This is a genomic window from Actinopolymorpha sp. B11F2 (assembly GCF_040195635.1).
Taxonomy (GTDB): Bacteria; Actinomycetota; Actinomycetes; order Propionibacteriales; family Actinopolymorphaceae; genus Thermasporomyces.
This window is the reverse complement of record NZ_JBEFTX010000010.1, coordinates 105,096-127,779: the sequence shown is the minus strand read 5'-3', so window position 1 is coordinate 127,779 and position 22,684 is coordinate 105,096. Positions and strand designations below refer to the sequence as shown.

14 protein-coding genes are annotated in these 22,684 nt (G+C 68.7%); 11 read left to right on the top strand and 3 right to left on the bottom strand.

Features of this window, described 5'->3' with window-relative positions; all coding sequences use genetic code 11:
* The first annotated feature begins 412 nt into the window (after positions 1 to 412).
* The gene (locus tag ABN034_RS19140) at positions 413 to 3,217 is read left to right on the top strand and encodes a polysaccharide lyase 8 family protein (protein ID WP_349692348.1); all 2,805 of its coding nucleotides are present in this window, start codon (positions 413 to 415) and stop codon (positions 3,215 to 3,217) included.
* On the opposite strand, the gene ABN034_RS19135 is transcribed toward ABN034_RS19140, so the two are convergent.
* Entirely contained in the window at positions 3,198 to 4,706 is a 1,509-nt protein-coding gene (locus ABN034_RS19135) for an HNH endonuclease signature motif containing protein (protein ID WP_349692347.1), read from the bottom strand. The genes ABN034_RS19140 and ABN034_RS19135 overlap by 20 nt on opposite strands.
* A 390-nt stretch (positions 4,707 to 5,096) precedes the next feature.
* Here ABN034_RS19135 and ABN034_RS19130 point away from each other — a divergent pair, with 390 nt between their 5' ends.
* From ABN034_RS19130 to ABN034_RS19090, 9 genes are all read left to right on the top strand, one after another.
* On the top strand, positions 5,097 to 6,095 hold the full coding sequence (locus tag ABN034_RS19130) for an ABC transporter permease (RefSeq protein ID WP_349692346.1): 999 nt from the start codon (positions 5,097 to 5,099) through the stop codon (positions 6,093 to 6,095).
* A 2-nt stretch (positions 6,096 to 6,097) separates the two neighbouring features.
* On the top strand, positions 6,098 to 7,018 hold the full coding sequence (locus ABN034_RS19125; protein ID WP_349692345.1) for an ABC transporter permease: 921 nt from the start codon (positions 6,098 to 6,100) through the stop codon (positions 7,016 to 7,018).
* Positions 7,018 to 8,001 (top strand): ABC transporter ATP-binding protein, encoded by a 984-nt coding sequence (locus ABN034_RS19120; protein WP_349692344.1) that lies wholly within the window; start codon positions 7,018 to 7,020, stop codon positions 7,999 to 8,001. Before ABN034_RS19125 ends, ABN034_RS19120 begins: the two co-directional genes overlap by 1 nt.
* A 12-nt stretch (positions 8,002 to 8,013) precedes the next feature.
* Positions 8,014 to 9,117, top strand: coding sequence for an ABC transporter ATP-binding protein (locus ABN034_RS19115; RefSeq protein WP_349692343.1), 1,104 nt, complete (start codon positions 8,014 to 8,016; stop codon positions 9,115 to 9,117).
* A gap of 64 nt (positions 9,118 to 9,181) precedes the next feature.
* Positions 9,182 to 11,023 (top strand): ABC transporter substrate-binding protein, encoded by a 1,842-nt coding sequence (locus tag ABN034_RS19110; RefSeq protein WP_349692342.1) that lies wholly within the window; start codon positions 9,182 to 9,184, stop codon positions 11,021 to 11,023.
* A 114-nt stretch (positions 11,024 to 11,137) separates the two neighbouring features.
* The gene (locus ABN034_RS19105; RefSeq protein WP_349692341.1) at positions 11,138 to 12,346 is read left to right on the top strand and encodes a low temperature requirement protein A; all 1,209 of its coding nucleotides are present in this window, start codon (positions 11,138 to 11,140) and stop codon (positions 12,344 to 12,346) included.
* Entirely contained in the window at positions 12,343 to 13,152 is an 810-nt protein-coding gene (locus ABN034_RS19100) for a methyltransferase domain-containing protein (RefSeq protein WP_349692340.1), read from the top strand. Before ABN034_RS19105 ends, ABN034_RS19100 begins: the two co-directional genes overlap by 4 nt.
* 144 nt (positions 13,153 to 13,296) lie before the next feature.
* A complete protein-coding gene (locus ABN034_RS19095) occupies positions 13,297 to 13,752 on the top strand; it encodes a carboxymuconolactone decarboxylase family protein (protein WP_349692339.1) in 456 nt (151 codons plus the stop codon).
* Between the two features lie 112 nt (positions 13,753 to 13,864).
* Positions 13,865 to 16,225, top strand: coding sequence for an ATP-binding protein (locus ABN034_RS19090; RefSeq protein ID WP_349692338.1), 2,361 nt, complete (start codon positions 13,865 to 13,867; stop codon positions 16,223 to 16,225).
* Here ABN034_RS19090 and ABN034_RS19085 read toward each other — a convergent pair.
* Together ABN034_RS19085 and ABN034_RS19080 are read right to left on the bottom strand one after the other, a co-directional pair.
* The gene (locus ABN034_RS19085) at positions 16,222 to 17,520 is read right to left on the bottom strand and encodes an MFS transporter (RefSeq protein WP_349692337.1); all 1,299 of its coding nucleotides are present in this window, start codon (positions 17,518 to 17,520) and stop codon (positions 16,222 to 16,224) included. The two genes, ABN034_RS19090 and ABN034_RS19085, sit on opposite strands and share 4 nt — an antisense overlap.
* The gene (locus ABN034_RS19080; protein ID WP_349692336.1) at positions 17,520 to 18,572 is read right to left on the bottom strand and encodes a helix-turn-helix domain-containing protein; all 1,053 of its coding nucleotides are present in this window, start codon (positions 18,570 to 18,572) and stop codon (positions 17,520 to 17,522) included. The genes ABN034_RS19085 and ABN034_RS19080 overlap by 1 nt, the downstream gene beginning before the upstream one ends.
* Positions 18,573 to 18,750: 178 nt before the next feature.
* On the opposite strand from ABN034_RS19080, the gene ABN034_RS19075 reads away from it, so the two are divergent.
* On the top strand, positions 18,751 to 22,683 hold the full coding sequence (locus ABN034_RS19075; protein ID WP_349692335.1) for a S8 family peptidase: 3,933 nt from the start codon (positions 18,751 to 18,753) through the stop codon (positions 22,681 to 22,683).
* The last annotated feature ends 1 nt before the right edge of the window (position 22,684 follow it).

Sequence of the window (22,684 nt, the reverse complement as noted above, 5' to 3'; positions counted from 1 at the left end):
TCCGCGGGCGTGCTCGTCACAGGTCCTTGGTTGTAGGCCCACTGGAACCTCGGGAAGCTGTGGTGGGGAAGGTGGCCCCTCCTGCGACCGGGGGTTGTGCGGAGGGCCGCTCAGGTGGCCCTGGGCCCGGCTTTCACAGATGAGGAGGATCGACGAGACATGGCTGACGTGAAGGCATGCGTCACCCCATCAGTGACCGGTGGTCAGACCACAGTTGACCAGACCTCATGTGGCCCTCTCTGCGGGACAGTTCGGGCCAGTTGCGGGCATCGGCAGGTCCTTCGCGTGCACATCGTGTTTACGCCGTATCCGACGCCACCTAGCATCCTCCGGCGTCGCCGTTCACCACCGAGAACGCGCGCGGCCCCCCGCCCAGGACGAGCAAACACTCAGGACGAGCAAGGGATTTCGCATGAGCGCATCGAGCCATTCCCGCAGTCCCCACTCCGGTCGCGCCGAGCTGTCCGGTCGCGCCGAGCTGTCCGGTCGCGCCGAGCTGTCCGGTCGCGCCGAGCTGTCCGGTCGCGCCGAGCTGTCCGGCGGCGCCGAGCTGTCCGGCCGTGCCGAACTCTCACGCCGCGCCCTGCTGCTGTCCGGTGCGGCCGTCACGGTGGCTGGCGCGGCGGCGTCGATGGCGGCCCGGCCGGCGGCCGCGGCGGCGGCAACCGCGGCGGCGACCGCAGGATCGTCCACCACGGCGACCGCGACGGAGCGCGCATCGGCCGCCGCAGTGGCGGCCGCGGCCGACGAGTTCACGCAGATGCGCGAGCAGTGGCGTTCGCTGTGGGTGGCCGCCGACTACGATTCCACCGATCCGAACATCGCTCCCGTCCTTGCCCGCATCGCCGAGGAAGGGCAGACCTTCTGGTCCACGATGGACCGATCCGCCGAACGGACCTACCTTTGGGAAGACGCCCAACTCGAGGTGCAGATCTCGTTCGCGATCTCGGTGTCGTTCTACCGGCTACGCCAGATGGCGCTGGCCTGGGCCACGCCTGGCACCGATCTCACCGGCAACGCCGACCTGCTCGCCGACATCATCGCCGCGTTCGACTGGATGGTCGCGCACTACTACCGTGAGGACGGCGAGATCATCGGCAACTGGTACGAGTGGCAGATCAGCGGGCCGCAGGCGTTCAACGACGCCGTGGTGTTGACCTACGCCGAGCTCACGCCCGAGCAGGTGGCGGCCTACACCCGCGCGGTCGCCAACTTCACGCCCGAGCCCTTCGCCACCGCGGCCAACCGCGCGCTGTCGGCCAATGTCGTCGTCGGTTGGGGCGCACTGGCCGGCAACGCCGATGCGGTCACCAAGGGCACCGAGGGCCTCGCACCGGTCTTCGAGTACGCCACGGGCGGTGACGGCTTCTACCGCGACGGTTCGTTCCTCCAGCATCGCACGTATCCGTACGTCGGTGCCTACGGCGCCTCCATCCTCGACGCCCTCGTCCCCTTGCTGGGAACGGTCGCCCACACGGCATGGCAGGTCGACGCGCCGATCGTGTACGCCTGGATCCGCGACACGTTCGATCCGGTCATCTGGCGCGGCGCCCTGCTGGACAGCGTGAGCGGCCGGACGATCTCCCGCTACAACGAACACGAGCACTACCACGGCCACTACGTCCTCGAAGCCGCGATCGGTCTCGCCGCGAGCGCGCCCGAGGACCAACGCAACTGGCTGCGTTCAGTGCTCAAGGAGTGGTTGCTGAGCGACACGTTCGACGACCCGACGCCGCAGCGCAACATCCCGATCGTCCTGACGGCCAAGGCGCTCATCGACGACGACACGACGAAACGCCGTGGAGAACTCCTGCTCAGCAAGGTGTTCCACCATCAGGACCGGATCGTCCACCGACGTCCCGGCTGGCTGCTCGGGATCGCCATGAACTCCACCCGGATCGCGCGGTTCGAGTCGATCAACTCCGAGAACTTCAAGGCATGGATGACCGCCGACGGCGCGACGTTCCTGCATGCCGATGATTCCGGCCGCTACGTCGACGCGTACTGGCCGACAATCGATCCGTACCGCATCCCTGGTACGACCGTCGACGTCCGGCCACGCACGCTCGGCGAAGGACGCAACGCGGTCGGCCCAAACCCGTGGGCGGGCGGAGCGTTCCTCGACAACCGGTTCACCGCGGGCGGCATGCATCTCACGGCCCAGGGCGGCACGCTGACGGTACGCAAGTCGTGGATGTGCTTCGACGACGAGGTGGTCGCACTCGGTGCGGGCATCACCGCCACGGACGGACGCAGGGCCGAGACCATCGTCGAGAACCGCCGCCTCGGCGACATCGGAGATGAGAAGGTGCGCGCCAACGGCGATCAGATCGTCAAGTCGCTCGGAGACTCCGCGACCGTCAAGAACGCCCGCTGGCTGCACGTGGAGGACACCGGCGGGTACGTGTTCCCGAAGCCGGTCGCCCTGCAGGTGCTCCGCGAGGCGCGGACGGGCAAGTGGTCCGACATCACGCATCATCCCGTGTGGGCCAAGGATGATCCGATCACGGCGAACTACCTCACCGCCTGGTTGGACCACGGTGTCGACCCGGCCGACGACAGCTATGCGTACGTCCTGCTGCCGACTGCGGGCGCAGGCGAGACGGAGCGCTACAGCGAGCGTCCTGAGACGGCGATCGTCGCCAACAGTTCGGCCGTCCAGGCCGCGCGACGGATGGACGCCGGCGTGCTGTGCGCGAACTTCTGGCAACCGGGCGAGGCGTCCCTCGTCTCGACGACCGGCGGTGTGTCCGTCGTCGTCGAGGAAGGAGGCAGCGAGCTCGCGCTGGCGGTCGCCGACCCCACCCACCTCGCGACGACCCTGACCCTGGGCGTGGCGGTCACCGCGACCGATGTCGTGTCCGCTGACGACGGGTTGACCGTCACGTCACTCGACCCGCTCACCGTCGAGGTCGACCTGACCGGTGCGGGCGGTGCCAGTCGTACGCTCCGGGTGGCGTACGCACCGCTCACGGTGGCTGACGTCCGCGCTCGGCTGAACGAATTGCGGGACCGCGGCGAGGCGGAGGGTGCCTACGCTTCGCTGGCGGGCCAGCTGACGACGATCGAGGCGGCGGTCGAGGACGGCGCGCCGTCTCGCGAACTCGTCGATGGCTTCCGCAGAACCGTCGCCGGACACCGGGGCGATGGCATCAATGAATCCGCGACCAGGATCCTCGATGACCTCGCCCAGCGCCTCATCGCGCGGCTGTCGTAGCGGCCGAGTCTGCCGGCAGTGCGCCGGGTCGTGGTTCGGGTTGGATGGTGTAGGTGTGGCCGAGTGGACTCTGGGTGGTGAGGTGGCCTGGTCGGTTGTGGGTCCACCACCAGCCGGCTTGGTGTTTGGCGCGGTGATGTCGCCGGCAGAGTGGTGCGAGGTTGCAGGCGCAGGAGGGTCCGCTCAATCGGTGTTCGACCGTATGGTCCAGGTCGCACAGGGTGGCTGGTCTGGAACAGCCGGGTTGGGCGCAGGTGCGGTGCATCGCTTCGATGAACCGGCGTTGGGCAGCGGTGGGTTTGTAGCGGCGGCTGGAGGCTTGGTGGTAGACGACTTTGCCGTCGAGGGTGACGGTGCGGCAGTATTCGAATCCGCCAGCTGCGGCGTTCTTGATGTCGTCGATCACCGCCGGGGTGATGGCGCCGAGTCCGGCGAGTTCGCCTGCGCGGGAGCCCAGCCGGAGCCAGGTTTCCAGCTCGGCAACGAGTTCGACCTTCGCGACCAGCTGTTCGTCACCTGTCTCGGCGCACGCGCCACCATCACCCGGAGCATCCCAGGCATCCACGTCATCGACGCCCTCGTCGTCGGCACCGGTGCCGGACGCGCGGTCGGACGCGTGGTTGTCGGGCGCCGGGTCGGTGCTACTGGGCTGGTCCGCAGTGGTGGCCGTATCGGCGTCGGCGGTGGCTGCGGGGTCGAGGCTGGCGGTGGGGTTTCGGCCGCGGAGCAGGTCGAGGAACACATCAGCTTCGATCTGGGCCAATGTCCGAACATCCCCGGCTCGTTTGATTCGTCTGGCGTGGGTCTTGATGAACACCCTGGCCGCCGCCGTCCCGGCCAGCGGAAGATCCTGACCCGTCACACTGCCGGTTCCGTCGGGGTTCGCACCGAACCGGACCCGCCTACCCTGCTGCGCCTCCCTACGACGTTCCTCCGCGCCCTCGGGATCGAGCTCCAGCACCTTCCGCCGCAACCTGCGCACCAACTGCGCCCGAGTCAAACCCACCCCCGACGCCGCGTCGACGGCGAGAATCCACTCCTCCGCCTGACCCGCCAACTCCGGCGCCAGACAACACGTCTCCTCGACGATCGCCCGCGCCTTGCCCAGACTGATCGTCCCCGCGGCGAGCGCGGCGCGAGTCGCGGGCAACCGCTCAATGAGTTCGTACGTGAACGACAACTCCCGGTCGGCCGACCCCGGCGACAGACACAACGCCGCACCCACCTCAGCCGAGGCGAACTCACCAAAACACCGATCCAGCTCAGGTGGCGAATCCGGCTCACACGCAGGAGACCGAGCCACATACGCCATCGCCCCATACAACTGCGCGTTCGACCACGACACCTGCCGCTCCCACGCAGCCATCACCAACACACGCACATGACCATTCACCGCAGCCAGATCCACCCGCGCCAACAACACGCCAAGCTCAGCACCCGGCACAGCCGACGCCAACACCGAGAAGTCAACACCCCCGCAATCGAACATACCAGCGATTCTATCAAAAGTTGATCACGTCCGGACACGCGAAAGCACCTTGTTTCCCGGGCGATCCGCGAGAGTCAGCACCACCTCGCCCGTGCGGCGCTGCTGCAAACCGTGGCACATACGCGGCATCGCCCGGCGCGGACAATCAGCGTGTTCGGGCCCACGAAGGACATCCACGGGGCGGTGCGGCTAAGACTGGCCATCCACCTTGCCAACGCCCGGCGGCAGGGCCATCCTCGCACCCAGCAGCGTTCCTTCATCGAGGGAGGCGACTGGAGCCGTGACCTGGCACGGGGCGAGGGCAGGAGGCGCGCTACGCGCTGCGCCGGCGGTCCGCTCGGGTCGGCGTCCCGGTGCCGATCGCAGGTCGTCCGGCCGGAGGCCGCGTCCATGAGACGTACGCTGCGGCGGGTCGGGCTCTTCTTCCTCGTGGTCTGGGGTGCGGCGACCTTGAACTTCTTCCTGCCGCGTCTGGCGCCGGGCGATCCCGTGCGGGAGCGGTTGTTCCGCATGTCGACCACCGGCGGCTACACCCAGCAGGGCGTCGAGGAGATGGTGAAGGCCTACCAGGCGGAGTTCGGCCTCGACCAGCCGCTGTGGTTGCAGTATCTGCGGTATCTCGCCGACATCGCGCAGTTCGACTTCGGGTACTCGCTGACGTTGTTCCCGACGAAGGCGATCGACCTGATCCTGGTCGCGTTGCCGTGGACCATCATGTTGTTGCTGGTATCGACGTTGCTGTCGTTCGTCCTCGGTACCCTCCTCGGCGCGCTGCTCGCCTGGCGGAAGTCCCCCCGCGCCATGAACGTCCTCGTCGGCCCGCTGCTCGCGCTGTCGGCCATTCCGTACTACATGCTCGGCCTCGTCCTGGTCTACGTCTTCGCGTTCACGCTGCATCTGTTCCCGCTGTCCGGCGGCTACACGGCCGGCCAGCTGCCCGGCCTCTCGCCCGGCTTCCTGCTCGACGTCCTCAAGCACTCGGTGCTGCCGGCGGCGTCGATCGTCCTGACCAGCATGGGAAGTTGGGCGCTCGGGATGCGCGGCATGATGGTGACGACCGAGGGCGAGGACTACATGGCCTTCGCGGAGATGCGCGGTCTGAAGGACCGCACGATCTTTCTCTGGTACGCATTGCGCAACGCGATCCTGCCGCAGTTCACCTCGCTTGCGCTCGCGCTCGGGCACATCGTCTCCGGCGCTCTGCTGGTCGAGGTCATCTTCACCTATCCCGGGGTCGGATCGTTGTTGTTCCAGGCGATCCAGGGCTTCGACTACTTCGTCATCTACGGCGTCGTCTTCATGGTGGTGCTGGCGATCGCACTGGCGACGCTGCTGGTCGATCTGGCCTATCCGCTACTCGATCCGCGGATCCGAGTGGGAGGGCGGTGAGCATGGCGCACTCCAGTCAGGCCATCCCCCCGCCGCCGGCGGTCACCGCCCTGCAGCTGCTCCTCGACCGAGTGCGGAGCGCGCTGGCGTACTCGCTGCGCAATCCGATGCTCGCGACGGGACTCGTCATCCTGCTGGTCCTCTTCGCGGTCGGACTGGTGGGGCCGCTCTTCGTCGACACCGAACTCGCCCAGCCCGCGTCGGCGCCGCCGGACCTTCCGCCGTCGGCAGAGTATCCGTTCGGCACCGACGACCAGGGGCGCAACCTGCTCGCCGTCGCCATCGTCGGGCTGCCGCTCACCCTCCAGGTGGGGTTCTTCGCCGGGGCCGTCGCGCTCGGCCTCGGCACCGTGCTCGGTGTCCTCGCGGGCTACCTCGGTGGTGCCGTCGACGCCGTCATCCGCGGACTCGCCGACATCCTGCTCACCGTGCCCGGCCTCGTCGTCCTCGTCACCATCGCGGCGTCGATCAAGGGCGTGATCAGTGTCGAGATGATGTCGCTCGTCGTCGCCTCGCTCGCGTGGATGTGGCCGACGCGGACCATCCGGGCGCAGGTCCTCACGCTCCGGGAACGGTCGTACGTCCAGGTGGCGAAGATGTCGGGGATGCGTACGCCGGAAGTGATCTTCGCGGAGGTGCTGCCCAACCTGCTGCCCTATCTCGCGGCGTCGTTCGTGACGTCGACGGGCGCCGCCATCCTCGCCTCGGTCGGGCTGGAGGCGTTGGGACTCGGCCCGCAGAACGAACCGACGCTCGGCATGACGATCTACTGGGCGATCTCGTTCAACGCCCTGGTCCGCGGACTGTGGTGGTGGTGGCTGATGCCGATCGCGTTCATCGTCGTCCTGTTCATGGGACTGTTCCTGCTCAGCGCCGGCCTCGACGAGGCCGCCAACCCGCGGGCCCGCCGGAGGTATGGGTGATGGCCGACGTGCGGGCGACACCGACGCCGACACCGCCGACACCGCCCACGCGGCCGGACGTGCCGGATGACGTTCCGGTGCTGGCGGTCCGTGACCTGCGGGTCTGGTACCACACGCAGACGCCGCCGGTGCGTGCCGTCGACCGGGTGAGCTTCACGTTGCGGGCGGGCGAGCGGTTCGGCCTCGCCGGCGAGTCCGGCAGCGGGAAGTCGACGCTCGCCACCGCGCTCATGGGACTCGTCCGCGAACCCGGGCGGATCGAGGGCGGCAGCATCGAGGTCGCCGGCCGCGACATCGCGTCCCTTGGCGACGAGGCCGTCCGCCGGTTGCGCCTGGCGGAGATCGCGATCGTGCCGCAGGGGGCGATGAACTCGCTCAACCCGGTCCGCCGGATCCGCGACCACTTCAAGGACAACATCCACGCACATCTGCGCGGTACGAACCGAGACGGTGTGAACGGAGCTGCCCTGCGGGCCCGCATCGAGGAGCTGCTCGGCATGGTCGGCCTCCGCGCGGACGTCGCCGACCGTTACCCGCACGAGCTGTCCGGCGGGATGAAGCAACGGGTCTGCATCGCTCTCGCGATCACCCTTCGACCGAAGGTGATCGTCGCCGACGAGCCGACCAGCGCCCTCGACGTGGTCGTCCAACGGCAGGTCGTGCAGGCGCTGCGGTCGGTGCAGGAGGAGTTGGGCGCCGCCGTGCTGCTGGTGGGGCACGACATGGGACTGCTCGCGCAGTTCGTCGACCGGCTGGGAGTGATGTACGCCGGACGGCTGGTCGAGGTCGGGCCGGTGGGCAGGGTCTTTGCCGACCCGGCCCATCCGTACACCCAGATGTTGATCTCCAGCCTGCCGCGTCTGGACGAACGGGACCTGCCGGCGAGTGTTGCGCGGTTCGAGCCGGCGCGGATGCGGCCACGACCCGAGGACGAGCTGCACGAGGTCGGCCCAGGGCACTGGGTGCTGCCGTTCCAGTTGTGAGGAGCCTGTCTGATGCCGCCACCGCTACTCGAGGCGATCCGTACGACGCAGGTGTTCGGCCGCCAGCCGCGCCACCGGAACGTCGCGCTCTCGGACGTGTCGCTGCGCATCGCAGGGGACCAGCCGTCGTTCACTGCGGTCGTCGGTGAGAGCGGCAGCGGCAAGACGACGCTGGCGCGGGTGCTGCTCGGGTTGCAGCCGCCGACCAGCGGGGAAGTGCGCTACCGGGGGACGGATCTCTACAAGGCGGGCGCACGGCAGCGCGATGAGTTCCGCCGCGACGTGCAGGCGATCTTCCAGGATCCGTTCGAGGTCTACAACCCGTTCTACAAGGTCGATCATCTGCTCACGGTCCCGATCCGCAAGTTCGGCCTGGCGAAGGGCCGGGCCAGGATGGGTGAGCTGATCGAGGCCGCGTTGCACGACGTCGGTCTGCGGCCGGAGGAGACCCTCGGTCGGTATCCGCACCAGCTCAGCGGCGGGCAGCGGCAGCGGCTCACGGTGGCGCGCGGCCTGCTGATCCGGCCGCGCCTGATCATCGCCGACGAGCCGGTCTCGATGGTGGACGCCTCGCTCCGCAAGACGATTCTCACCACGTTGCGCCACCTGAACGAGGACTACGGCATCTCGTTCGTCTACATCACCCACGACCTGGCGACCGCGCAACAGGTCAGCGAGAACATCCTCGTGCTCTACCGCGGTGTCGTCGTGGAGGCGGGCGACGCGGCGCGGGTCATCAGCCAGCCGCAACATCCCTACACCCAGCTCCTGGTCAGTTCGGTGCCGGAGCCCGACCCGACCAGGCGGTGGGGGCTCAGCCAGGTGCCGTCCCAAACGGACGTCACCACCTTTGCGGGCGAGGATCTGCCGGACGCCGACCACTCGGTCGCGGCGGCGGAGGCGGGCCTCGACGGTTGCGCGTTCGCCGACCGGTGCCCACACGCGATGCCGATGTGTACGCAGAGCCCGCCGCCTCTCTACCACCTGCACGACCACCAGGCAGCAGCGTGCTTTCTCCACCGCGACATCGAGGCCACGGTGGAGGGCGACGTCAGCGCTGCCTTCCGGTCTCCGGCCTCGCAGGAACGGGTGGAGGACTCACGCCACACACCCTGATGGAGCCAACCGGCCTACCCGCCGGGTCCGCAGCAGTTTCGTGCCGACGCTCGAGGAGGAGACGATGGCAGAAGCATCCAGCAGGTTCAGCAGGCGCAGACTGCTGCACGGAGTCGCGCAGGGGATCGCGTGGTCGGCACCCGCGATGGCCCTCGCGTCGTGTACGACGACACCCGGAACACCCGGAGCTCCAGGACCCGCGCAGGGCAATGCGCCGGCCGGGTTGAAGCAGGTGCCGCGCAACCGCACGCTGGTGTTGGGAATCACCGGAACCAGCCTGACCGACTTCCAGACGTTCAACCCCTATCTGCCGGGGATCGCCACCTCGACAGGTTATCCGTACTGCTTCGAACCGCTCTTCTACTACAACGCGTTCCACACCCCACAGGCGTGTGGACCCGAAGGCATGACGTGTGACGAGGGTGTGATCCCGTGGCTCGCCGAGGCCGCGGACTACAACGAGGACTTCACCGGCGTCACCATCAGGCTGCGCGACGGTGTGACGTGGAACGACGGAAATCCCTTCACGGCCGCCGATGTCGCCTTCACGTTCGCCATGTTGAGGGACAATGCGCCGAAGCTCACCTGGTCGGTCGACCTCGACACCTGGGTCCAGGAGGTCACGACACCGGACGACCACACGGTCGAGATCGCGCTCAAGAACCCCAACCCGAGGTTCGTGTTCTCCTACCTCACGTTCCACATGGACATCGGGATCCCGATCGTTCCCGAACACGTGTGGAAGGACCAGGACCCCAACAAGTTCACGTTCCTCGACATCGACAAAGGCTGGCCGGTCACCACGTCACCATGGAAGATTGTCGCGTCCTCACAACGGCAGCGGATCTACGACCGGTCCGACGACTGGTGGGGTGAGCGCACCGGCTTCACCGACCTCCCCGCCCCGGAACGGATCATGGTCCTGCCCGGCACGGACGAGACCAAGATGGTGCAGATGAGCCTCAACAACGAGGCCGACCTCACCATCGACCTGCGTCCCAACACCATCAAGTCCGTCCTCCAGCAGAACGAAGCGGTCACCACGTGGACCGGTGACCAACCGCCGTACGGATACCTGGACTGGTGGCCGATCAGCCTCGGCTTCAACGACTCCAAGGCACCGTTCGACGATCCGGAGATCCGCTGGGCGATCAACCACGCGATCGACCGACGGCAACTCGTCGACCTCGGATACCAGGGTGCCGGTCAACCGACGTTGCTCCCGTTCCCGAACTATCCAGCCCTGCTGGAGTACCTCGACCCGATCAAGGACCTGTCCGATCCGATCGACGACCACGCGCCGGACAAGACGGCCGAGATCATGCAGGGCAAGGGGTACGAGAAGGACGGAAAGGGATTCTGGGCCAAGGACGGCACGCGGTTCCCGTTCGTCATCTATACCCTGATCCTCTTCCAGGACATCACACCGGTGCTCGTGCAGCAGCTTCGCAAGGCCGGCTTCGACGCGTCCTTCAAGCAGGCCACGGGTCCTGACTTCGACGAACACGTCTCCACCGGCAACATGGACGCGTTCATCCTCGGCCACGGCGGGAGCGTCAGCGACCCGTACTTCACGTTGCGGCTCTACCAGAGCAGGTACGCAGCACCCACCGGAGAGCGGGGTACGTATCCGTACCGCTGGTCCAACAAGGAATACGACCGGATCGTCGACGAGATGGGGACGACCAGCCCGGAGGACCCGAAGCTGCACGACCTCTTCCGGCAGGCGATGGAGATCTGGGTGCCCGCGATGCCGGACATCGGCCTGGTGCAGTGGTTCCACCGGATTCCCACGAACACGACGTACTGGACCAACTGGCCCTCGGCCGACAACCCCTACATCAACACGGCGTACTGGCATCGCACGTCGCCGCTGTGGATCCACTCGATCAAGCCAACCCAGTAGGTCTGGCCAGAAGGTCGGGGCCGTGGACCCAGCGGGTGAGCCCGGCGCGTTACTTCCACGCCCGCGGCCTGTTGTCGTACGTTGAGCCCGCGGACGGAGGACAGGCGGGCTCACATGACGGAACGCGTCGACGTGGTGACGGCGACCCGATGGCGTCGGCGGCTGTCCAGCCGAGACATGACCGAGGCGCATCGGAGCGCGACACCGCTGGAGTTGCTGTTCGACCTCTGCTTCGTCGTCGCCGTCGCCCAGGCTGCCGGGCACCTGCACCACGCCCTCTCGGCGGGCCACGTCGTCGGCGGCGTCGTCGGCTACCTGACGGTGTTCTTCGCGATCTGGTGGGCGTGGGTCAACTTCACCTGGTTCGCCTCCGCCTACGACAACGACGACGTGCCGTACCGGCTGGCGACGATGGTGGAGATCGCGGGTGCCCTGGTGATCGCGGCCGGGGTTCCGCGGGCGTTCGACTCCCGCGACTTCGGGATCATCTTTCTCGGCTACGCGATCATGCGGGTCGCCCTGGTCGCCCAGTGGCTGCGAGCGGCGTTCGCCAACCCGGCCGGCCGGGCCACCGCGATCCGCTTCGTCATCGGGCTCACGCTCTGCATGCTCGCGTGGACCGTGCTGTTCATCGAGGGGAGTTGGCCCCTGTGGGGGTGGGGGATCGTGGTCGTCGCGGAGGTGTGCGTGCCCGTCTGGGCCGAGCGTGCCGGACGGACGGCCTGGCATCGGTACCACATCGCCGAGCGGTACGGACTGTTCACGATCATCGTGCTCGGCGAGTCGGTTCTGGCCGCGACTCTCGCCGTGCAGACCGCGCTCGACGAGAACGGTGCCAGCGCGGCGTTGTACGAGGTCGTGCTGGGTGGTCTGCTGATCGTCTTCGCGATGTGGTGGCTGTACTTCGCCAAGCCCGCGGCCCGGTTCCTCGAGACGAACCGGGCGGCCTTCGTGTGGAGCTACGGTCATTACCTGATCTTCGCCGCGGCGGCCGCCGTCGGCGCCGGCCTGTCGGTGGTCATCGACCAGCAGACCGATCATGGCGAGCTGGGCCGGACCGGCGCGGGAGCGGCCGTGACGGTACCGGTGGCGGTCTACCTGCTCACCCTGTGGTTCCTGCACGTACGACCGCATGGGGTCCGCGCCGCCCGCACGGCCGTGTACCCGGTCACCGCCGTACTCGTACTGGCGACCACGTGGACACCGTTTCCGGTGGTGCTGACCGGCCTGCTGCTGACCGCCCTTGCCACCGTGACCTTCGTGATCGCCACCCGAGATACTTCCTCCGGGGACAGACCCGAGGACACCCCTGCTGGGAGATGACATTGGTGAACGATTACGTCCACGGCTATTCGGCAGTGGAGGGCACGCGCCTCGGTGACCAGGCGGCGACACTGACCGAGCTTCTGCACGCCGACACCCGATTTCCTCCCGGGAGCAGGGTGTTGGAGGCGGGCTGCGGCGTCGGTGCGCAGACCGTCATCCTGGCCGGCAACAGCCCACAGGCCGACATCACGTCCGTCGACATCTCCGATGACTCGCTGGCAGCGGCGAGGCAGCGGGGCGACGAAGCGGGCCTGGGCAATGTGGAGTTCCGGCGGGCGAACATCTTCGACCTCCCTTTTCCAGACGATCATTTCGACCACATCTTCGTGTGCTTCGTCCTCGAGCATCTGTCGAATCCGACCGAGGCTTTGGCCGCACTCGCGCGTGTGCTCAGGCCCGGAGGCTCGATCACCGTCATCGAAGGTGACCACGGATCCACCTACTTTCACCCGGACAGCGAGCCAGCGTGCCGAGCCGTCCAGTGCCTGGTCGACCTCCAGCGGCAGGCCGGTGGCGACGCCCTGATCGGCCGCCGGCTGTATCCGCTCCTGGTCCGGGCCGGCTACCGCGACGTCCACGTCTCACCCCGCATGGTGTACGTCGATGCCAGCAGGCCGGCCCTGGTCGACGGCTTCACGCGGAAGACCTTCACCGCCATGGTCGAAGGGGTCGGAGAGCAGGCCGTCGGACAGGAAATGATGAACGAGGCGGACTGGGCGGCCGGTATCAGGGATCTGTACCGCACCGCCGAAGACGACGGGACTTTCTGCTACACGTTCTTCAAGGCGGTCGGACGGGGATGACCAGGTGATCGGCCTTGCCGGCAAGAAGTGGATGGTCGGCGTCAGCGCGGCGAGCCAGTCCAGCTGTCACATTCTCCGCTCGCGATCCGTCATGAGGATGAAGGATCGAAATGGCCCGAAGTGACGGGCCAGAGGGAGGACAGAATGGAAGCTCGCATGCCCAACCCGGCGACCCTGCTGCCCGGCGCGACGGAAGGCATCCAGGCCGCGGTCAGGGAGATGTTCCAGGCCGGGGTACCGCAGGCGACGATGGAACTCGTGCACCAGCGGGTCAGCCAGATCAACGGCTGCGCGTGGTGCCTGAACTATGGGGCGAAGAACGCGAAGCAGGCGGGTGAGACCGACGAGCGGCTGGCCCTGGTGGCGGGTTGGCGTGAGGCGCACTGCTACACCGACGAGGAGAAGGCCGCGTTCGCGCTCGCCGAGGCCATGACGCGCCTGGCCGACGGGTCCGGCGTCCCGGACGACGTGTGGGACGCGGCGGCCGACCATTTCGCCGAGAAGCAACTCGCCGCTCTGGTCCTGTACATCGCTATGACAAATCTGTTCAACCGGGTCAACGTCACCACCCGGCAGCCGGCGAACGCCAAGCCGTTCTGAGCCGGGGGTCAGGTCACCAACCCCCATAGCGTCTGGGCACGCCGCACCTCGTCCAGCGCGCTTTAGGATGAAGAAGGCGTGGTGAGGAGTCAGCCGACCACGCCGGTAGATTATGACGAGAGTCGCGGTTCGCGAGGAAGGTAACCTGCGCACGGACCTGCCCGGTTTCGTGGGTCGCCGCGAGGCGACGGCGCAGGTGCGGCGAAAGCTGTCCGAGGCGCGTGTGCTCACACTGACCGGTGTCGGAGGGGTCGGAAAGACCCGTCTGGCCCGGCACGTGGCGTGGGAGTCCCGGCGCGCGTTCCACGACGGGGTGTGGCTGGTCGACCTGGCCAAGCTGGATGATCCCTTACTTCTGGACCATGTGGTGGCGGCCACCCTCGGCCTGCAGGAAACCGCGATCCGCGAACCACAGCGGGCACTGGTCGAGCACCTCCAGGACAGGCAACTTCTCCTTGTTCTGGACAATTGCGAGCATGTGTTGGACGCGAGCGCGCGCCTGGTGGCGGAGCTCCTGCGGACCGCGCCGGACATCCGCGTACTGGCCACCAGCAGGGAGCCGTTGATGATCGTCGGCGAGCACGTCTGGCCGGTCATTCCTTTGTCCGTACCGCCCCAGGACGCCCTCGACCCGAGTGCCGGGCATGACCGCCGGTACGAAGCGATTGACCTTTTCTGGCAGCGGGCGGAGTCGGTCCTGCCAGGCGTCGCGAAGGACCGGTCGAACGACCGGGCCGTCGCTCGCATTTGCCACCTTCTGGAGGGGCTCCCGCTGGCGATCGAGCTGGCTGCGGCACAGCTGCGGAGGATGTCGATCGGCCAGCTGCTCGCCCAGCTCGCTGATCGTTACCGCGTACTCGCCGACGACCACACGGCATCGAGACACACCACGCTCGATGCCGCGATGGGCTGGAGCTACGAGCTGTGCTCACCGCCGGAGCGGGTTCTGTGGGCACGATTGTCCGTGTTCGCCGGCGGCTTCGATCTCAGTGCTGCCGCCATGGTCTGCACCGACGCCAGTCTGCCGGCCGACGATCTGCTCTCCGTCCTCGGCGGACTCTCGGACAAGTCCATCCTCACATTGGACCAGGACGCTCCTGAGGCGCGCTACCGGATGCTGGAGACGATCCGTGAGTACGGCAGGAGCCGGCTTGGCGATGGTGAGAGCGACACGCTACGGCGCCGGCATCGGGACCACTACCTGGACCTCGCGGAACGGGTGGAGTCGGCGTGGTTCGGCGAGGCCCAGCTCGATCTGGCCAGGAACCTGCGGAGCGAGTACGCCAACCTCACCGTCGCGTTGGAGTACTGCCTGTCCGAGCACGGGGAGAACCGCTCGGGGCTGCGGTTGGCCGGCGCCCTGTGGCCCTACTGGATTCCCTGCGGATTCCTCCTCGACGGTAGGTCATGGCTCGACCGGGCGCTCCAGCTCGACACGACACCGTGTCGGGAGCGCGCACAGGCGTTGTGGGCCTGCGGTTATGTCGCCACCAGGCAGGGCGACATCGCTACCGCGCTGGACATGCTCGACAGCTGTCGGGCTCTCGGGCGGGAGCTCGGCGAGGAGGACATCGCGGCCCATGCCAACAGCGCCGCCGGGCTGACGTTGCAGTTCGCCGACGATCTGCCCAGCGCCGTCGCGCACCTGGAAGACGCCATCGCGTACTACCGGACCGAGCGTGCCAGGCCGGACACCCAGCTGATCCTCGCGCTCTTCTTCCTTGCGTACGCGATGTGCCTGCGCGGGAACACCGAGCGGGCGGTCGCGCTCTGCGAGGAAGGCGGGAGGATCTGCCGCACCCACGACGAGCACTGGGCACTGTCATGGACGCTGTGGGGACTCGGCCTCGCCCACTGGATCGCGGGGAACATCGAGGACGCCATCGCCCAGCTGCGTGAGTCACTGCTGATCAAACACGCGTTCCACGACCTTGCCGGCACGTTGTTGAGCGCCGAGTGCCTGGCGTGGACGCTGGCGACTCCCGGGGACACCGCGATGGCGGTTCGCGCGGCGCGACTGCTCGGCGCGGTACATGCGCGCTGGAAGCCGATCGGTACGTTTCTGTACGGGCACAAGGCGTTTTTGGACTGGCGCGAGCGATGTGAGGCGCGGCTGCGTGCGCTTCTCGGCGATCAGCCCTACGAAAACGAGTACCAGCGCGGGTCGCTCCTCACCGTCGACGCGGTCGTCTCCTGCGCCACCGGTGAGAAGAAGAGAGGCGCACGGGCCGCACATGGCCAGGATGACCAGAAAACCCTGAGCAGTCGGGAAAGAGATGTCGCGAAGCTCGTCGCCGATGGTCTGTCGAACCGGGAGATCGCCGCGCAGTTGGTGATCGCGGAGCGGACCGCCGAGAGCCACATCGACCACATCTTCACCAAACTCGGCTTCACCTCCCGCACGCAGATCGCGGCGTGGGTCGGCCAGGACACTTCATTCGAGCCGAACGCCGCCGATGACACTGGACGCTAGGTTCCAGAAGCGCCCGGAAGGGTGCGGAGAGTACGCAGCGGTGACATCACCGCGACGGCCACACCCGTGAGCATGCCGACGCTCGCGACGACCATCGTCGACCGGAGCCCCAGCACGCCCCCGGCGACGCCGCCGAGCAGAGCGCCGACCGGTTGGGCGCCGAAGACGAGGAACCGCCAGGTGGCGTTGATACGCGTCAGCATCTCGGGTGCGACGAGGGACTGGCGGATCGTTCGCTGGTTCACGGCGTAGAGCGGCGGCCCACTTCCTGCAAGGACCTGCCCGATCAGGACGATGCCCAGCACGAGGGGCAGCGGACCCGTCGCCGTCGCGAGGACCAGGCCTGCCGTCGAGGCGATGAGCCCGCCGGCGATGAACGTCGGCCCGTGGCCCAGCCGCCCGGTGACTGGACCGGCCACGAACGCTCCCAGCACCGCGGCCCCTCCGCTGACGGCGATGGCGATCCCGACGACGCCGGGTGCGAGGCCGAGCTGACGGGTGAGATACAGGACGAGCATGACGCTCTGCATCTGGCCGGCGAGTGCGCCGATCGTCGCCGACGCGACGATGGCGCGCAGGATGGGGTCGGCGACGGTGGCACGCAGGCCCTGTCCCACCAGCGACCACAGGCGCTGTTTCGAAGAGTTGTCCGGGGTGGTCGCCTCGCCAGCGAGCGGCCTGCTCGTTTCAGCGCCCGACGCCACCACCCCGGGCGTACGGATCCACATCGTGGTCAGTCCCGCGACCAGGAACGAGAAGGCGTCGGCGGCGATCGCGATCGGAGCCGTGAGCAGCTGCACGAGTGCCCCTCCCGTCGCCGCCCCGATGGTCTGGACGATCGAGGCGCTCTGCACCGTGGCACTGTTCGCCTCCAGCAGGTGCGCGCGCCCGACCAGCAGCGGAACGAACGACATCGCGGCGAGGGTGGCGAAGAGTGTCCCCACACCGGCCAGCATGGCCACGGCGTACAGGTGCCACATCGCCAACATGCCCAGCACGGCCAGCACCGGGATGCAGGCGAGGAGCAGGGCACGCGCCAGGTCGGCGAGGACGAGCACCCGGCGGTAGGGCATCCGGTCGACCCACACGCCGGCAGGCAGGCCGAGCACGAGATGCGGAAGGAAGGTGGCGGCGCCCAGGAGTCCCATCTGAAAGGGCGAGGCGTCGAGCACGACCACGGCCGTCAGCGGCAGTGCGACCGTGCTGATACTCGATCCCCACCCCGAGATCGTGTCGGCCGTGAAGAGCTTCAGGAAGTCGGGATAGCGCGCCAGGACGTTCCACTGCCCGAGCACTACGGGAGGTCCCCTTCCACCGACGTCGAGCCTGGGGCGTCGAGCCAGCCGAGCCTAGCCACCTGCCAGGCGAGCTGCATCCGCGTCTGTGCGTGCGTACGCCGCATCAGGTCGTGGATCCGCCGCTGTACCGTCCGCTGGCTGATCCTGAGCTGGGTCGCGATCGCCTTGTCGGTGACGCCGGCGACCAGCAGCGAGAGCAGGTAGCGCTCGTCCTCGGCGTCCGGGTCGCCCGGCTGGCTCTCGGTGAGCCGGACCGGCGACCCGCGGTCCCAGTAACTTTCGAACAACGCGAGCAACGCCGCCAGCAGGCTGCTCTCGCGGACGAGTGCCGCCGTCGGCTCCCCAGGACCGTCGGCGACCGGGACCAGCGGGCAGATCGCGATCGACCGGTCGGCGATCACCAGGCGTACGGGCAGGTCCGCGGTGGCGCGCGCGACCTCTCCGTGCCGGATGCCCTCGGCGACGTTCTCGAGCATGCCGGGTTCCTCGAGCAGGGCGCGTTCGTAGAGCACGCGGTAGCGGACGCCGGCAGCGAGCGCGTCGAACTCCTCGGTGTTGTCGTTCGACGTCATGGCGACATGGCCGGCCTTGCAGAACCACACGAGCTCCTCCCGCGCACCCAGCTGCAGGTTGCGCAGTTGCTGGCGGATCGCCGGTGCGCCGGTCAGGACCTCGACGAGCTGCCCGGCGTCGCGGCGGCGGGCGCTGCTGCGGTACTCCTCGGTGAGCTGGGCGACCGCACTGCGCGCCCACTCCAGCGACTCCTGACCCTTGAGCAGCAGCGGGCCGAAGCCGACGTCCGGCGGGGTCGGCGCGAAGCGTGGTGTGGGGTCGGACATCCGGCTGACCAGGCCCTTCGCGTGCAGGGACTCGAGGATCCGGAGGGTCTCGCCGGCCTCGAGGCCATGCCGCTTCGCGATGCGGCCCGGCTCGGTCTCGAACGACGTGACGAGCAGGCGGTAGACGCGCTCCTCCTCCGTGCTGACGCCGGCGGCTTCGAGCATGCGGACCTCCCATGGCGGGTCGTGCGGCGATGCGGTCGTACGCATGCACAGCCTCGACCATCCGGCCGCCTTGTCCAAGACGCGACATGTCGCAAGTCCGGCAGCCCGGCACCGGTGACAGCGGCCCGTGCCTGGCTCGACGCTGTGCGGTGGCGGAGTCCTTGCGTTCCGGTGGTGGAGCCCTGCGTCCCGCCGATCCGGGAACGGCTGGAGGGGCGGATCGATGCGTACGAGGACCATCGCCGGGAGGGCAAGCACCGGCAGCGTGGCACGCACGGCACGCACCAGCAGCGCGGCACTCGCCGGCTGCGCGGCGCTTGCCGTCGCCGCGTCGTTGATGGCCGTCGTCCCGGCGGCGGCAGGTACGCCCGGCGTCCGGTCGGCCGGACCAGGCGTGGCGACGGCAGCGGAGTCGCCGACGTCCGTCCAGGCCGGCGTGGGTAGGACCCGGTCCATCACGCTCGTCACCGGCGACCGGGTGGATGTCGACCAGGTTCAAGGTGGGCGGCAGGCGGTGACCGTCGTCCCAGGCGAGGGTCGGGCGGAGGTGTCGTTCAGCCAGGTCGAGGTCGACGACGAGCTGCAGGTGATCCCGCTCGATGTCGTTCCCTATCTCGCGTCAGGTCAGCTCGACCGTGCACTGTTCAACGTCACGGAGCTGCTGGAGCAGGGCTACGACGACGCGCATCGGTCGAGCGTCCCGCTGATCCTCACCTACCGAAAGGGCGTCGATCCTGGCCACGCGCGCACGGCCGCTCCGCTCGCCGCGGCCGACGTCGGCCCCCGGCTCGAGAGCATCAACGGGCAGGCGGTCGCGGCCGACAAGCAGGACGCCGAACGGTTCTGGGCGTCGGTGGACGACGACCGGCCGGCCTCGGCCTCCGACGCCGAGATGGCGGGCGCGCCCAGGCTCGCCGGTGGGATCGCCCGCATCCGGCTGGACCGCCAGGTGCACGCCACGCTCGACCGGAGCGTCGCCCAGATCGGTGCCCCCGAGGCGTGGGCCGCCGGCTACGACGGACAGGGCGTCGCGGTGGCCGTACTCGACACCGGCGTCGACGCCACACATCCCGACCTCACCGGCGTGGTGACCGAAACCCGCAACTTCACCACCAGCCCGTCGACGGCTGATGCGGTCGGCCACGGTACGCACGTCGCCTCGACACTCGCGGGCAGTGGGGCGGCGTCCGGCGGTGCCCGGACCGGTGTGGCGAGGGGCGCGACGATCATGGCCGGCAAGGTGCTCGGCGACAACGGGACGGGCCAGCAGTCCTGGGTCCTCGACGGCATGGAGTGGGCGGCGAACTCGGGTGCTCGCGTGGTCAACATGAGCCTCGGCGCCGGCCCGACCGACGGGACGGATCCGATCAGCGAGGCGGTCGACACGCTGACCGCGCAGACGGGGACGCTGTTCGTGGTGTCGGCCGGCAACGACGGGAAGGAGGGCGAGTTCACGGTGGGTACGCCTGGGGCCGCGACCTCCGCACTCACCGTGGGCGCGGTCGACCGGGACGAGTCGCTGGCGGAGTTCTCCAGCCGCGGACCACGGCTCGGCGACTTTGCCGTGAAGCCGGACATCACCGCGCCGGGTGTCGGCATCGTCGCGGCGCGCGCGGACGGCACGAGCATGGGCAGCCCGGTCGACGCTTCGTACACCGCGGCCTCGGGAACCTCGATGGCCGCACCGCACGTCGCCGGCGCCGCCGCGATCCTGGCGCAGCGCCACCCCGACTGGTCGGCCGACCAGCTCAAGGACGCGCTGGTCAGCACGGCTGAGCCTGCCGACCTCACCGTCTTCGAGCAGGGCGGTGGGCGGGTGGACGTGGCACGCGCGATCGAGCAGGACGTGTACGCCACGGGCACGCTGGACCTCGGCGTGCTCGCCGACGAGGCCGGAGCGGGATCGGCAGCGGCGGCGGAGTTCAGCCGGCCGGTCACCTACACCAACCTGGGCGCGGAGCCGGTGTCTTTGGACGTGGACCTGGACCTGCGCGACGCGGCCGGCGATCCGCCCGCCGATGACGCCGTACGACTGGACGCGTCGAACGTGGAGGTGCCGCCCCACGCGACCGCGACCGTGACCGTCACGGTCGACCCGACCCGGCTCCGGCGCGGCATCTTCGGCGGCCACCTCTCCGGGCGTACCGCCGACGGGCAGGTCGTCGTCCACACCTCCCTCGGCCTGGTGAAGGAGGCACCCCGGCACACGGTGACGATCCGCGGGGTCGGGCGTGACGGCGAGCCCGTCACCGTCAACCCGATCTCGTTGTTCGGTGCGGACTCCCGCTTCGACGTCGTGAGCTACATCCCGGCAGGGAGCAGCCGTACGGTCGAGCTCGCGGAGGGGTCGTACCACCTGCACGGGATGGTCACCGAGGGATCGGCGCCGGACACGGAGGTCTCGGAGATCATCGACCCGGCGTTCGAGGTCACCGGTGACATGGACGTGACGCTGGACGCCCGGGACGCGAACCCGATGACGATCAGGACGCCGAAACCCGCTGTGCAGGAAGGGATCCTGAGCTTCCACTCGCATCGCGAGTTCGCGGGAAGGCGGATCACCAACGCGGTGATGAAGTTCCCCGGCATCCGGCATCTCAACGTCACACCGACCGCGCCGGTCGCCGAGGGGACGTTCGAGTTCGGATCGCGCTGGCAGCTGGTGGCACCGCTCCTCGATGCCCGGGTGGTCGGCCACGTGCCCGAGGTGCCGGTCGAAATGTTCTACCTCAGCACGTCTCCGGCGTTGGAGGGCGTACGCACCCTCCCCGTGGTCGACGTCGGCGCGGGAGCCCCGGAGGACTACGCCGGCCGCGACGTCAGGGACCGGATCGCGCTCATCGCAGCGACCGGCACGAACTACACCCAGCTCGCCCGCGATGCGGCGGCCGCAGGCGCTGCGATGGCGGTGATCAGCGTGCGCGACGGTGCCAAGCCGTGGAGCCGGTGGAACCCCACCACCAGCGACCGGCTGCCCACCATGGCGGTCCTGGTCTCCCATGCGGCCGGCGCCCAACTCCGTGGCCTGGCGGAGGCAGGAACGACGACAGACAAGGGAAAGCTGACGCTGGAGCTGCGCGGTACGCCGGCCAGCCCGTACCTCTACGACATCCAGCAGGTCTCACTCGGTCGCGTCCCGGAACACATCATCCACCGGGTGAACGACGAGAACACCGCGACCGTCGTCACCTCCTACCGCGAACCCGGCGGAGCCTCGTGGTCGAAGGAGCAGCGGTTCGGCTGGCGGCCGTGGCAGGACTCGGCACTCAACCAGTACCAACGCCTCGTGCGTACCCCCATGGTCCGGCGCGAGATCGTCAGCTCCGGGGACACGTGGTGGCAGCAGCGGGTGAAGTACCACGCGTCCGGCGACTCCCTCAACCCGTTGCAAGGCGGGATGACACAGCCGCCGCGGCGGTACGAGGCCGGGCAGGAGGCGCACGAGGAGTGGTACGCCCCGGTGATCCGCCCGGCGATCCCGCGCGATGTCCCCGGTGTCACGTCGTACCGCGAGGGTGACACGCTGCGGATCCGCGTGCCGGAGTTCGCCGACGCACAGCGCGGACACTACGGCTTCGCGGAGGGCGGCTTCGGTGTGCCGTCCGACGTCGGAGTGGCGCGGCTCTTCCGCGACGGTGTGCTCATCGCCGAGCAGGACTGGGCGTGGGGCGACTTCCCGGCCGGCGGCGCCGAGGGGTCCGGGACATACCGGCTCGATCTGAGCGTCGGCCGTCCGTCGCCGGAGTGGGTGTTCTCGCCGACGACCGAGACGTCCTGGACGTTCGCGTCACGCCCACCGGCCGCGGGTGAGCGGGAGCTGCTCGGACTGCTGCAGGTCGACTACCGCGTCGACACTGACCTGCGCAACCGTGCTTTGGCCGACCGGGCGGTGTCGCTCGAGCTCACTGTGCGACACCAGGACGGCTGGACGGGCGCGCCCGTGCGCGGGCTGACCGCCTGGGTTTCCTACGACGACGGCGCGAGCTGGTCCGAGGTCCGGCCGGTGTACGACACCGGTCATGGGCAGTTCCGCGCGGTCGTGCGGCACCCACGGCTGGGCGAGACGAACGGCTTTGTGACGTTGCGGGTCCGGGCCGAGGATGTCAGCGGCAGTTCCGTCGTCCAGACCGTCGAGCGCGCCTACGCGCTGCGCTGAG

Bases quoted from the DNA above. Each gene is read 5' to 3' on its own strand.
- ABN034_RS19080 (WP_349692336.1), bottom strand. From the start codon at position 18,572: ATGCGTACGACCGCATCGCCGCACGACCCGCCATGGGAGGTCCGCATG.
- ABN034_RS19135 (WP_349692347.1), bottom strand. From the start codon at position 4,706: ATGTTCGATTGCGGGGGTGTTGACTTCTCGGTGTTGGCGTCGGCTGTG.
- ABN034_RS19120 (WP_349692344.1), top strand. From the start codon at position 7,018: ATGGCCGACGTGCGGGCGACACCGACGCCGACACCGCCGACACCGCCC.
- ABN034_RS19100 (WP_349692340.1), top strand. From the start codon at position 12,343: ATGACATTGGTGAACGATTACGTCCACGGCTATTCGGCAGTGGAGGGC.
- ABN034_RS19105 (WP_349692341.1), top strand. From the start codon at position 11,138: ATGACGGAACGCGTCGACGTGGTGACGGCGACCCGATGGCGTCGGCGG.
- ABN034_RS19140 (WP_349692348.1), top strand. From the start codon at position 413: ATGAGCGCATCGAGCCATTCCCGCAGTCCCCACTCCGGTCGCGCCGAG.
- ABN034_RS19095 (WP_349692339.1), top strand. From the start codon at position 13,297: ATGGAAGCTCGCATGCCCAACCCGGCGACCCTGCTGCCCGGCGCGACG.
- ABN034_RS19130 (WP_349692346.1), top strand. From the start codon at position 5,097: ATGAGACGTACGCTGCGGCGGGTCGGGCTCTTCTTCCTCGTGGTCTGG.
- ABN034_RS19090 (WP_349692338.1), top strand. From the start codon at position 13,865: ATGACGAGAGTCGCGGTTCGCGAGGAAGGTAACCTGCGCACGGACCTG.
- ABN034_RS19075 (WP_349692335.1), top strand. From the start codon at position 18,751: ATGCGTACGAGGACCATCGCCGGGAGGGCAAGCACCGGCAGCGTGGCA.
- ABN034_RS19125 (WP_349692345.1), top strand. From the start codon at position 6,098: ATGGCGCACTCCAGTCAGGCCATCCCCCCGCCGCCGGCGGTCACCGCC.
- ABN034_RS19110 (WP_349692342.1), top strand. From the start codon at position 9,182: ATGGCAGAAGCATCCAGCAGGTTCAGCAGGCGCAGACTGCTGCACGGA.
- ABN034_RS19115 (WP_349692343.1), top strand. From the start codon at position 8,014: ATGCCGCCACCGCTACTCGAGGCGATCCGTACGACGCAGGTGTTCGGC.